Source organism: Streptococcus sp. E24BD (assembly GCF_041807825.1).
GTDB lineage: Bacteria > Bacillota > Bacilli > Lactobacillales > Streptococcaceae > Streptococcus > Streptococcus entericus.
On the sequence record NZ_JBGTZB010000022.1, the window covers coordinates 1 to 12743 of the forward strand.

Genomic DNA, 12743 nt, shown 5'->3' on the forward strand with positions numbered 1-12743 from the left:
GTCTTTCTAATGAGTTGTTTAAGCACTTTTCATTGTAGGTCATATGGAACTTTTTTTCTACACTCAAAAGGCTCTATAATCTCCATGGTGGATTTACCCACTACAGAAATTATAGAGCCAAAAAAAGACCTTGCGAGGTCTTTTTTATCTTAGCTAAATACTTTTTTCAGCACTTCACCGACCGTCATGACTCCGATAACCTCAATTCCCTTGGGCAATTTGAGCCCTGTCAAGGAATTTTTGGGGGCATAGATTCGTGTGAAGCCGAGCTTGCTAGCCTCGTTAATCCGCTGCTCGATGCGGTTGACCCGACGGATTTCACCGGTTAGACCGATTTCCCCGATAAAGCACTCTTGCGGGTCCGTCGGCTTGTCCTTGTAGCTGGAAGCAATGGCGACAGCAACAGCCAGGTCGATAGCAGGCTCATCTAGCTTGACACCGCCTGCCGACTTGAGGTAGGCATCCTGATTTTGCAAAAGCAGGTTACAACGCTTCTCCAGCACCGCCATGATCAGGCTGACACGGTTAAAGTCTAGTCCAGTGGTGGTGCGCTTGGCATTGCCAAAAACAGTTGGGGTCACTAGAGCCTGCACTTCCGCTAGGATTGGTCGCGTTCCTTCCATGGTCACGACAATCGCAGAGCCTGTCGCCCCGTCTAGGCGCTCTTCCAGAAAGACTTGACTGGGGTTGAGAACTTCGACCAGTCCAGCTGATTGCATCTCAAAAATGCCGATTTCATTGGTCGAGCCAAAGCGGTTTTTAACCGCCCGCAGGATCCGAAAGGTGTGCTGGCGCTCCCCTTCAAAATAGAGCACGGTGTCCACCATGTGCTCCAGCATCCGTGGTCCAGCCAGTGTCCCTTCCTTGGTCACATGCCCCACGATAAAGGTCGCGATGTTATTGGTCTTAGCCAGCTGCATCAGTTCTGCCGTCACCTCACGCACCTGAGAGACAGAGCCCTGAACGCTCCCTACATCTGGGCTCATGATGGTTTGGATGGAGTCGATAATCAAAAAATCTGGCTGGAGCTTCTCGATTTCGGCTCGGATGCTCTGCATATTAGTTTCGGCATAGAGGTAAAACTCGTTGTCTATGTCGCCCAAACGCTCGCTCCTCAGCTTAATCTGCTCTGCAGACTCCTCCCCAGAGACGTAGAGTACGGTGCCCTTGCTGGCCAGCTGGGTGGAGACTTGGAGGAGCAAGGTCGACTTACCGATCCCAGGGTCGCCACCGATGAGGACGAGGCTGCCAGGCACAACCCCTCCACCCAGTACACGGTTGAATTCTTCCATGTCAGTCTTAGTGCGGTCGACCGTGCTTGAGGTGACTTGGTTGAGCTTGACAGGCTTGGTTTTTTCGCCTGTTAAGCTGACACGGGCATTTTTGACCTTGGCTACCTCAACTTCTTCCACAAAGGAAGCCCAGTTGGAGCAATTAGGACACCGTCCTAGATACTTTGGTGAATGGTAACCACAGGCCTCACAAATAAAGGTCGATTTTTTCTTAGCCACTCGACTCCTCCTTTTTTCGTAAAACGGTTAAGCCACCGTCATCAGCATGAACATAGTATCTCCCATCCGGGCTAAAGCCATAAACATAGGGGAGATAAGATTCAAATATCAAGTAAGGCGGCTGCTCTGCTATTTGCCAAACTATCGAACAAATCGGATAAGCTCCTGTGCTATCAATAGAGGCAGAAACAGTTACCTCTTCTTGGTTGGTCAAAGGTAAGGATCCGCCAGTCTGTCCTACAATGTCAATAGGCTGTGCCATACCCTCACCATAAGCCAAGAGAGACTCCTCATCATAGTCGCCATCAATCTCTCGAACCTCACCAGTTAGCAAGTTAATGAGTGAGAGGTATTGACTTGAAATACAGAGAAGTCTGTCGCCATCGGGCAAAAATCCCAAGTATAGGAAGCCACCGATACCTCTTTGAAAGATTGTATGATAGCCTTGACAAGCCTGAGGCTGAAAGGGCATCGTTTGCATCACTAATCTCCTGTACTACCAAAACCGCCTGTTCGCTGACCTGTCGCCACATCACCGTCTGCCAGTAAAAAGGGCGCAAAGACTGCTTGCACAATACGCTCGCCCGCTTCAACGGTCACAGTCTGGTCAGTGATATTTTTCATCTGGGCGTAGATGTGTCCCTCATTGGCTGGATTGCCATAGTAATCGCTGTCAATGACCCCGACCGAGTTAATCAAGACCAAGCCTTTCTTGCGAGGATTGGACGAGCGATCATAGAGATACAGCACCTCGCCTGCCTGCATATAAGCCTTGACCCCTGTAGGGACCAATACAATTTCCCCTGCCTCAATGACGGTTGTCTCTGCCGCTTTTAGGTCATAACCTGCCGCGTGGGCGGTTTCGCGTTTGGGCAAAAGGGTCTCATCAGTAAAACAGCTGACTAACTCAAATCCACGTGTGTTCATGCCTACTCCTTTTTGATTGGTCTTCATTGTTATCCATTATAAGGTATTCGCAAAAAAATTGCAAAAAGAGAGACAGACGTTCATGTCTCCATAGGATTTGAGAAGTCTGCCTCTTATTTTTGCTGTTTCCCTGTTCGGGATTGATGCTTCAGTGCCTTTTGCATCTGTCTATCTAGTTCTTTTTTGATGGCTGGTTCAGGAGCACAACGTTCCTGCCAATCATCTGGCTTGAGTACCTTATTGGTTATTGGGTCACGATGCACTTGACCATCAGGAAAAATTTTTCCCATGTTGGCCGCATGAATAGTGTCAACGATAGGCTTAGGGTCGACTCCCATCAAGACGAAGGAGCCGTAGGTCAAATAGAGCAAGTCAGCCAGAGCATCAACTTGACCAACAAGAGGTGAGCTGGTTTGAGACGTTTTTTTCACCTTATCGGTCGCTCGTTCTAAAGCCTTGTGTAGATCAGCGACTGCAGCATCAAAGGCTACTTCATCTCCCTGGCTGCTGGCATGGAGAAACTCCACCAGTTCTTCTATCATAAAGTCAGCTCGATGCCCAGCTTCAGTCAGCTGGTAGAGCCTAGGCATTTCGTGCGTCATCCCATCAACCATCTGGTGGAAAGCTTTAACCTTGTTAAAATTGTCATCCGCTGAACGAAAATGTTCGCCCTCTTCCAGTTGAATCAGCCCATAATGCCACAGCGCCTTGGCGATACCGTTGGTGTTGTTGTCTGAGGTGATATGATGTGCAATAGCCTTTAGAGTTGCTTGGGCATTTCCCATGGCAACACCAACACCGACACTGGATAACATTTCCATATCGTTGTCAGAATCTCCAAAAGCCATAACTTCGTACAAATCAAAATCAAAATGCTCCGCCAAGCGACAAATCCCTCGTAGTTTGGATTGCCCTTTACTGATTAAATCAGCAGAATAAGAACTGCTTCTGGTGATAGTGATTTCTGGGAAAGCCTGTTCCAGCTCAGCTGTTTTATCAGTTGTCGCTACGACCACAATCTGGAAAATCGTTTCACGGGCGAGCAGGGTTAATTTATCATAGTTTTGTGGCCTCAGACGACGGAAAATGTGCTTAAAGCTGCGCTCAACTGCCTTAGCCCACTGTTTGGGAATGATATGGCTGAGAACCTGTGCTTTTGAGCTGGTGCCCAAGTGAATCAAACCAGAGCCGACTAAACCAGAAGCTGTTCCCAAAGACACCTCCATGCGCCTTTTTTGGGCATAAGACATGAGTTTGAAAACTGTTGATTTAGGTAAGGGATTGGCATAGATGACCTCATTTCGGGTCAGCACATACTGACCGTTATAGGTCACCGCAAAATCAAGACCATAATTCTCCATGAAAGGAGCGACAAAGGCTGGACCTCGTCCTGTTGCTAGACCCACTAGGATCCCCTGGTTTTTCAGCTCTTTGATGGCCTTGACCGTTGATTTTTGTACCCGTTTGGTATCTGTCATCAGCGTGCCATCAATATCAAAAAATACTGCTTTTATCGCCAAAATTCGCCACCTTTCTCTCAATGATATGTTACAATTAAGTATAGCACATTTTAGTAGAAAGCGTAACCATTTTTCATGAAAAAAATACTCGTCATTCATACTGGTGGGACTATTTCCATGACTGCCGATAGCTCAGGTCAGATCCGCCCCGAAGCAGTCAATCCCATGCTAGAGGTCAGCCCGTCTTTAGAGGGGATTGAGTTGATTAACCGTGAGCCCTTTCATTTGCCCAGCCCCCATATCACTTGTGACCATATGATTCAGCTTTATGGCTTAATTAGAGAAATGGCAGAGCAGATTGACGGAGTTGTGATTACCCACGGCACAGATACCTTGGAAGAGACGGCTTATTTCCTTGATACCATGGCGATACCGCAGATTCCTATCGTGTTGACAGGTGCCATGCGCAGTTCAAACGAACTCGGCAGCGATGGGGTTTATAACTTTCTCAGTGCCCTGCGGGTTGCCAGTCATGACAAGAGTGCTGACAAGGGTGTCTTAGTGGTGATGAATGATGAAATCCATGCAGCAAAATATGTGACTAAAACTCATACCACCAATGTTTCAACTTTTCAAACACCGACCCATGGTCCGTTGGGGGTCATCATGAAACATGATATCCTCTTTTTCAAAGCAGCTGAACAGCGTGTCCGCTTTGACCTCAAACAGGTCAAAGGGCTTGTCCCTATTATTAAAGCCTATGCAGGCATGACTGGTGAGCTCTTTAGCTTGCTGGATCCTGACCAAGTATCAGGCGTGGTGATTGAGGCTATGGGGGCAGGGAACCTACCACCAGAAGCTAGCCGACAGCTTGACAAGCTATTGCAAAGACAAATTCCCATCGTTTTGGTATCTCGTTGTTTCAACGGCATCGCAGAACCTGTTTACGGTTATGAAGGCGGTGGGGTAGAACTTGCTGGCAAAGGAGTCCTTTTCGTCAAAGAACTCAATGCGCAGAAAGCTCGCTTGAAATTACTCATTGCTATCAATGCAGGGCTGTCTGGTCAGGCATTAAGAGACTATATCGAAGTCTAAACAGTCAATCCCCCCAGAGGCATGACATCTGGGGATTGACTGTTTCTTGTTGTTCAACTGATTTGAGGATTAAGGCAACACATTGCCTGCACTGCGGTAAATGGCATACCAGTCCTCACGTGATAAGTCAACATACTTACTTTGCATCATGTTAGCGATACGGTCAGGATTCATCGACCCAATGAGGACCTGCATCTGTGCAGGATGGCGAAGAATCCATGCAACAACCATAGCTTCACGCGACACACCAAACTGCTGGGCGTATTGGTCAAGCGTTGCCACGAGGTCCTGATAATCTGGATGATTAAAGAAAACACCTTTTGCCAAATCAACTTGGAATGGTGACCAAGCCTGAATCGTCACCTTGTTGAGGCGGCAATACTCTAGCACCCCGTTATCACGATTAACACCAGCTTGATTGAGCATATTGACATTAAGCCCACTATCAATCATCGGTGTATGCGCTGGAGAGAGCTGCAGTTGGTTGACCGCTAAAGGCTCATCAAGATAAGCTTGCAAGAGAGCCATCTGTTGAGGGTTCTGATTGCTGACCCCAAAATGTTTCACCTTTCCTGCTTTTTTGAGTTGGTAAAAAGCTTCCGCAACCTCCTCAGGCTCCATGAGCGTATCAGGTCTGTGCAGGGCTAAAATATCCAAATAATCTGTTTCAAGGCGCTCTAATATCCCATCGACAGAAGAAAAAATATGGTCTTTTGAAAAATCAAAGAAGCCTCTGCGGATACCACATTTAGATTGAAGAATCATTTCTTCTCGCTTGATACCAAGGGCTTTTTGAGCTTGAGCAAAACGGCGTTCCGACTCACCACCACCATAAATGTCAGCATGGTCAAAAAAATTGATGCCCAGCTCTTGACAAGCAGTCAGAACAGTCATAGCCTGTTCAATATCTAAGCTGGCCATGCGCATGCACCCAAGCGCTACGCGTGAGCCTTGCAAATTTGTTTGTCCAATGGGTTGTAACATATCTAGTCCTCCTTTATCTTTATCTATTATACCAGATAGAACAAAAAGAGCGCCAGAAGAATCTTTCTCTGGGCTCAACGTTCTTAATTTTTGGATAAGCTACCTGACTTGGTACGGGTTTTCGCATAGATAGACAGTAAAAGCGTCCCACCGATAGCCACTGTAAAGGCATTGGCTAAACCAGCCATAAGGGCTTGGGCAAAAACCTTCTCAGCTGGTTGTGCGTAGAAAAGAATGTCACCAACTGGTGCCACCACGCCCCAAACGAGGACATTCAAAATCAACTGAGCGATATTAAAGCGAATCGCATCTTTTGTGGTAAAAATGCCTTGCTCAATCTTAAATTGATTTTTCAACAGACCGAGTCCCAGACCAAAGAGTCCGCTCGGCAAAATCCAAGACCACCAGAGACCATAACCAGCCATGGCATCCTTGAGAGTGTGACCGATAAATCCTAAAAAGAAACCTGCCAAAGGTCCAAACAAGATTGCTAATAAGGACTGCAAAGCATACTGCAACTGGATACTGGTATTAGGCACTGGGGTTGGGATATTGATGACCATACCGATGACTAAGAATAAAGCCGCGCCGATTCCTGCGGCAACGATGGTTTTGATAGTATTGTTTTTCATAACATTCTCCTAATTGTTTTCAAGTTTTTTAAGTTCAATATGCCACTGAGGACCTACGCCAACATTATAAGCCTTGGCAAAGGAACCTTGGTTAATCGCCAGACCAACTCGGTAGAGGGAGTTGATGTAGATAATCGGCTGACCGATGCGAACATCCGCAAAGGATTTGCCGTAGGTGACTTGATTTTGGTAGACCAGCATGTCGTTGTTATAGATGGTCACTTCAAAGCGGTCATTAAACTCTGGGGAGAGACTGTAGAACTCCTCACGTGTGATCGACGTCCAGAGCGAACCGAAACGAACATCTAAGATGTCGATGGCACCGCGTACGAGGTTGCTGTCAACTACCGTTTCAACTACTGGCAATTCGATGATGTCATCGACAGACAACTCTGGTCCAACCTCCTCAAAACTGATGTGACCACTGGCCAGCTTGGCACCTGTATAAGCGTAAACATCCCGCCCGTGGAAGGTATAGGAGTGCTCGGTGTTTGCTCGGCGATTGGCCACCTCAGAAATCTCACGCACCGCCTGAATGCCAACGTGCTTTTTGATGTAGGACAGGGTACCATTGTCAGGGGTGACGATGTACTGGTTAGCTGCTGTCAGTGCCACCACGCTCTTGCGCTTGGAGCCAACGCCAGGGTCAACGACAGACACAAAAGTCGTGCCTTCAGGCCAGTACTCGATGGCTTGAAAGAGGCGGTAGGACGCTTCAAAGATATTGTAGGGGGTGATATCGTGAGTCAGGTGATGGACACCAAGTGTTGGCTCTTCTTGCAAAGCAACGCCAATCATGGCAGATACCGCTCCGTCCACCAGCCCAAAGTCCGATTGCAGGACTAATAGATTGTTTGACATAAGTCTCCTTTCTTGCTGTGAGCTTTTATTTTATCATAGATTTTTACATTTGGATAATAGAAAAAAACTAGAAGAAGCTATAGTTTTTAGCTATAACGCTCTAGTTGATGTTGCCTCCTTATCCTAATGGGTATTGGTATAAAATACCATTTAGACAATCAACAAAAACAGAGAAAACAAGTACTGTCCTCTCTCGGTGTTAAGTGGGTCAACCCACTACAGTTGACAAAGAGCCGATTTTAGCATATTCGGCAAAGTTATACTCTTAGCTGTAGTTTGGTCGCGCAAGTCCTCGGATATTACCATGACCAATTTTATATGTCCTACGACGAACCTGCTGGTCGTTATTTCCTCCAATGGTATGAATGATACCGTCTTGAACGTGAGTAACAATACCAATATGATCGGCAAAACCGTCATTAGCTTGATAGTTTTGATCCCAGTTAAAGGTGATGATATCACCGGTCTTAGGTGTGGTTGAACCATCTTCGTTCCAAATACCCAAAGATTTAAAAATCTTGGTGTGTCGCTCAACGCCACACTCACGACCAATCAGGTGTGATAAGCCTGTACGTTGGAAGACAACAGTAGTAAATACATCGCACCAATCGTCATCATAGGCGACTTTGTAGCCAACAGGTAGTGGTGAAACAGCATTGTAGTCGTCAACGATTTTCTTGTGGGCTGCTCCGCCAATTTCAACACCGAGTAAATCACCTGCAATCTGAAGAACCTTTTTGATGCTATCAGAGACGCTATTCACTTGGTCTGTTCCATAAATAGTAGCAAGATTAGGTTTTTTAATGTTAAAAGTTCCTGCATCTGTTCCAATTGTGCTACCATCTGAGTAGGTTGTATAAACATGCACAGTGTATTGATCTGAAGCATTGGAATGGTTGGCAATACTAATTGTTGCTGCTGCTCGGTTATTTGTAACCTCTGGAGTATACCATTTGACGTCATCTTGCCCTTTATCTTTTGACCAAATAGCGACTCGGACATCTTTAACCTCCTTGGAGTTCTCGTAGCCTGTCACTTTTACAGTGAAATAGGTTTTATTTTCTTGATAGTCTTGAACTTCAATTGTTGCCAGCTTAGGTTCAGGCTTAATCACTTCAAAAGCACCTAAATTTGTTCCTACTGTCTGATTATCAGTATAGGTGGTGTAGACATGGACGGTGTACTTATCAGAAGTATTTGAGTGGTTAGCGATGTCTACGGTAGCACTTGCCTGGTTGTTAACGACTTTAGGCTCGTACCATTTGAGGTCATCTTGTCCCTTGTCTGCCGACCACACCGCAGCGCGCACATGGGCAATCTGTTTGGTGTCAGGTGTGCCTGTGCCCTTGATGGTAAAGTTGGTTTTATACTCGTCGTAGCCGACCACTTCGACCTTGGCAGGTGCCTTCTCGGCAACGGGTTTGACTGTTTCAGTAGGTGTTGAGGAAGTTGATGGTCCTAAATCTTTTACAGGGACATAACTACGACTGCCAGAGTAGCTGACGTAACTGATCCACAGATGGTTGTCGTTCTCGACAGTTTTGTCATAGTTGGCTTTTTCACCTGCAGTGTAGTAGTCTCGGTCTGGTGCTGACATCTTAGGCTCGCTCTTGACCCCAACTCGCTCAGTAAAGGTATAAGTCCCACTAGCTGGTACACTTTCCTCTGACACTTGGGAAGCAGGAGTAGTTGCGCTGGTCTCAACAGCAGCACGAACTGCAATAGCAAGACTAGCTTCGGCCGTAGGTGTCGTCTCACTAACAGTACTTGATTCAGCAGGCGTTATAGTTGTTGCCTGAGAGGGTTCGGTGGTTGGGGGTACGGGTGGTTGCTCTACAGATGTTTCATTAGCAGCTACTTTACCAGAAGCCAATAGCATTCCCAGAAAAACAGGAATTGTCAAGTAGAACTTCTTGCGTTAATTTTTCATGATCATCCTCCTGGACTTATTATAGCATACAACCATTAATCATGCTACTTGCTTTATAGTTTTTTATTCGTGAATTGACTTGAAAATAATAATTTTATGAAGAGTTTTTATAAATTTTTATTTATGGCTTATCTTTCTGGTCAGAAAGTCACCTAAAAACTGGATACTAAAAATCAAGAGTAGAATCAAGAGAGTGGCAATCCAAGTCACGTCTTGGTTAAAGCGGTTATAACCATAAGAAATGGCAGTATTACCAAGCCCTCCGGCCCCGATAGCGCCAGCCATAGCAGTTTCACCGACCAAGGAAATCAAGGTGACGGTTGAGACACGAATAAGGTCAGGTAACCCTTCGCTCAAATAGACCCAGATGATGTCCCATGTTGTTGCTCCAGAGGCTTGTGCGGCTTCGATGACACCCTTGTCCAGCTCTGCCATGACCACTTGAACCTGCCTTAGGAAAAAGGCAAAAACAGCGACCGATAGGGAAACATTAGCAGCATCAGATCCAAGAGTGGTTCCAATCAACAGACGGGTCAGAGGGGCTAAAATTGCCAAGAGAATAATAAAGGGAATAGCACGGAAGATAGAAGCAATTTTATCCAAGATAAAATGAATACCACGGTGTTCCAAAACACCGCCAGGAGCAGTCAAAACGAGGAACAGCCCCCCGAGGAGCCCGGCAATCCCACCGATAATAAATGGAATCAAGGTCATGTAGAGGGTGTTATAAATAGCCATGCCCCAGCCAGCATCGCCAGACCAGCCTAGTTTATAGACGTTTGGGAGATAGGTTTCGATGAGCTGAGCGATTGGTTGTAGAAATGATAGCATATTACACACGTCCTTTCAAAATGACAGCAGTGATACCAGAAGCTTCCAAGGCCAAGAGCGCTTGGTCTAGTTTCTCACCAGTTAGCACAGCGACCAGCTCCCCAACAGGAACACCGTCCAGAATCTCGATATTACCATAAAGGATATTCGACGTCACTTGATAACGACGGTCGATGTCGTTTAGGACAGGCTCATCTGTCATCTGACCAGCATACTTGAGTTGGACGAGAGCTGATTGAGCAGGCAGATTTTTGACAATCTCTTGTTGATAAATCTTAGCCAGAGCTTCGTCAATGCCAGTAGCGACTTTGATAAAGTCTCTGGTCAAATCCTGTTTGGGATGAGAAAAGATGTCTAAAACCGTTCCTTCCTCAATAAGCTCACCATTTTGCATAACAGCGACACGGTGACAGATGTCTTTGACAATCTGCATTTCATGGGTAATAATGACAATGGTTAGTCCCAATTTCTGGTTGAGTTCCTGTAGGAGAGAGAGGATTTGCTTGGTTGTTTTAGGGTCGAGAGCAGAAGTCGATTCGTCAGAAATTAGGATTTTAGGGTCATTTGCTAGAGCTCGCGCAATAGCGACCCGCTGCTTTTGACCGCCTGATAACTGAGCAGGGTAGCTGTCTGCACGTTCTGCCAAACCAACCAAGGTTAGGAGGTCATCAACTTTTTTTGCTCGTTCTTCTTTGGTTAATGGCGAGTGCTTGAGGGCAAAAGCCACATTCTCCCGTGCTGTTTTTTGTGCCATCAGGTTAAAGTGCTGGAAAATCATGCTGATATTGCGACGCTTCTTACGCAAGTCAGCAGATGAGAGCTGAACTTTTCCATCTGCAAAAAGGATATCCCCATCCACAGTTACTTGTCCAGCACTAGGAACTTGTAGGAGGTTGATGGCTCTGACAAGGGTTGATTTGCCTGCGCCAGAATAACCGACGATACCATAGATATCCCCTTGCTTTATATGGACGCTGACATCTTTGACAGCGTCGATTTTTTTGTTTTTTTGATGAAAGGTAATATCAATGTGCTCAAGAGCAATAATTGGATGACTCATAACTTGCGATTAACTCCTTAACTAATTGGATATGACTATAGTAGTCCACCAGACGAACATTCTCATCCCCGCCATGGTCACGACTATTAGGGTGTCCGATACCGATAGAAGCAATTGGCACACCTAGACGACTATGTACCTTGTGCATGGGACCTGTTCCTGCTGAGGTTGGCAAGACAGATACTCCGGCTGGCGATTGAGCTTTGGCCAGTTCAATCAAGCGTAAGATGGCAAGTGCTGACAGGTCGCTACGGTAGCTTTCTTCCCCTAGAGTATAGGTGACGAGGATGTCGGAAAAGCCGAGCTTTTGCAAATGGTTCTCAACACAAGCAAGGGCGTACTCTGGTGTCAGACCAGGAACCAAGCGTATCTCCATCTTAGCTGAGGCAGTTGAGGGCAAAATGGTTTTCACCCCTTGTCCCTGATAGCCTGATGTTAAGCCTTCAATGGTCAACGATGGTTCAAAAAAGTAGCGTCTCAAAAATGCTTCCTGCTCAGTCACTAGGGTGGGAAGGGTCAAGCCGTAGATGTCTTGTAGTTCCTTAGGATTATCCAGTGCGTACTGTTTCACTAGGTCTAGCTCGCGCTGGTTAGGCGGTAGAACGTGGTCATAAATCCCATCGATCAACAAGCGACCATCAGTTGCACGCATGCTCTGAAGAGCAGCCAGCAGTCGCCAGCTGGCAGATTCGATGACCCCTCCATACTTGGAATGAATGTCAACATCAGCTGACTGGATAGACAAATCAAACGTTACAATTCCCTTATTACCCCCAGTGATTTCAAGCTGGTTCCGACTGTTTTTGATGCCCTGCTCCCAGATTAGCAAGTCTGCTGGTACCAGTTGGTTATGGTAAGTCTCTAAATAATGCTCTAAGTCAACAGAAGCTGATTCTTCCGCACCTTCCATGATGAAAATGACATTTACAGGCAGGTCACCGACCTCATTGAGGTATTTTTTGACAGCTGTTAGACGGGATGTGATGTGTCCCTTGTCATCATCGACCCCGCGACCGTACATGTATCCCTGGCGAATGGTCAAGGTGAAGGGGTCAGAAGTCCAAGGCTGGTCATCGTCTGCTGGCACGGTATCATAATGGTTATAAAAGATAATCGTCTTAGCATCGGGATGAGGACTTTTAAATTTAGCCAAAACAAAGGGAGCTGTATAGCGGTCATCAACCAGAACATCAGCGCCGCTATCTTCAAAAACCTCTGCTAAATAGGTGGCGACTTCCTTTAGACCAACCTGCTGGGCAAAAATCGATTTTTTAGAGATGAGCGTTCGCAAGACATCCATGTAAAACTGAGTGGTCTCGTCTTGTTCAAATGCTTGTAGCTCTTTTTGAGAAGCTGTAGTGGTCATTTCCTATCCTTTCTGGGCTGGGTTGGTTAAACGACAAGAGGCTGGGACTGAGTCCAAGCCTGCTGTATCGTGCAAGATAATTGTGT

The 12743-nt window shown here is 46.3% G+C and carries 12 protein-coding genes; 1 reads left to right on the plus strand and 11 read right to left on the minus strand.

Features of this window, described 5'->3' with window-relative positions; translation table 11 throughout:
• Nucleotides 1-149: 149 nt before the first annotated feature.
• The 4 genes from radA to ACERC5_RS06545 form a co-directional block, all read right to left on the minus strand.
• Entirely contained in the window at nucleotides 150-1511 is a 1362-nt protein-coding gene (gene radA, locus ACERC5_RS06530) for a DNA repair protein RadA (RefSeq protein ID WP_373659182.1), read from the minus strand.
• Nucleotides 1504-1992: a hypothetical protein gene (locus tag ACERC5_RS06535; protein WP_373659183.1), complete on the minus strand. Its 489-nt coding sequence runs from the start codon at nucleotides 1990-1992 to the stop codon at nucleotides 1504-1506. Before ACERC5_RS06535 ends, radA begins: the two co-directional genes overlap by 8 nt.
• A gap of 2 nt (nucleotides 1993-1994) precedes the next feature.
• Entirely contained in the window at nucleotides 1995-2438 is a 444-nt protein-coding gene (locus tag ACERC5_RS06540) for a dUTP diphosphatase (RefSeq protein ID WP_373659184.1), read from the minus strand.
• A gap of 113 nt (nucleotides 2439-2551) precedes the next feature.
• Nucleotides 2552-3958, minus strand: a complete 1407-nt coding sequence (locus tag ACERC5_RS06545) for a Cof-type HAD-IIB family hydrolase (RefSeq protein ID WP_373659185.1) — start codon at nucleotides 3956-3958, stop codon at nucleotides 2552-2554.
• A gap of 75 nt (nucleotides 3959-4033) precedes the next feature.
• Between ACERC5_RS06545 and ACERC5_RS06550 the strand changes: the two genes are divergently transcribed.
• On the plus strand, nucleotides 4034-4993 hold the full coding sequence (locus ACERC5_RS06550) for an asparaginase (RefSeq protein WP_373659186.1): 960 nt from the start codon (nucleotides 4034-4036) through the stop codon (nucleotides 4991-4993).
• A 69-nt stretch (nucleotides 4994-5062) separates the two neighbouring features.
• Here ACERC5_RS06550 and ACERC5_RS06555 read toward each other — a convergent pair whose 3' ends face one another.
• From ACERC5_RS06555 to ACERC5_RS06585, 7 genes are all read right to left on the minus strand, one after another.
• On the minus strand, nucleotides 5063-5977 hold the full coding sequence (locus ACERC5_RS06555) for an aldo/keto reductase family oxidoreductase (RefSeq protein ID WP_373659187.1): 915 nt from the start codon (nucleotides 5975-5977) through the stop codon (nucleotides 5063-5065).
• A gap of 83 nt (nucleotides 5978-6060) precedes the next feature.
• Nucleotides 6061-6609 (minus strand): ECF-type riboflavin transporter substrate-binding protein, encoded by a 549-nt coding sequence (locus ACERC5_RS06560; RefSeq protein WP_373659189.1) that lies wholly within the window; start codon nucleotides 6607-6609, stop codon nucleotides 6061-6063.
• 9 nt (nucleotides 6610-6618) lie between these two features.
• Nucleotides 6619-7470: an S-adenosyl-l-methionine hydroxide adenosyltransferase family protein gene (locus ACERC5_RS06565; RefSeq protein ID WP_373659190.1), complete on the minus strand. Its 852-nt coding sequence runs from the start codon at nucleotides 7468-7470 to the stop codon at nucleotides 6619-6621.
• Between the two features lie 265 nt (nucleotides 7471-7735).
• Entirely contained in the window at nucleotides 7736-9373 is a 1638-nt protein-coding gene (locus tag ACERC5_RS06570; protein WP_373660460.1) for a GBS Bsp-like repeat-containing protein, read from the minus strand.
• Nucleotides 9374-9517: 144 nt separating this feature from the next.
• On the minus strand, nucleotides 9518-10210 hold the full coding sequence (locus ACERC5_RS06575; RefSeq protein ID WP_373659211.1) for a methionine ABC transporter permease: 693 nt from the start codon (nucleotides 10208-10210) through the stop codon (nucleotides 9518-9520).
• 22 nt (nucleotides 10211-10232) lie between these two features.
• Nucleotides 10233-11291: a methionine ABC transporter ATP-binding protein gene (locus tag ACERC5_RS06580; protein ID WP_373659192.1), complete on the minus strand. Its 1059-nt coding sequence runs from the start codon at nucleotides 11289-11291 to the stop codon at nucleotides 10233-10235.
• Nucleotides 11266-12657: a M20/M25/M40 family metallo-hydrolase gene (locus tag ACERC5_RS06585; RefSeq protein WP_373659193.1), complete on the minus strand. Its 1392-nt coding sequence runs from the start codon at nucleotides 12655-12657 to the stop codon at nucleotides 11266-11268. The genes ACERC5_RS06580 and ACERC5_RS06585 overlap by 26 nt, the downstream gene beginning before the upstream one ends.
• Nucleotides 12658-12743: the final 86 nt, after the last annotated feature.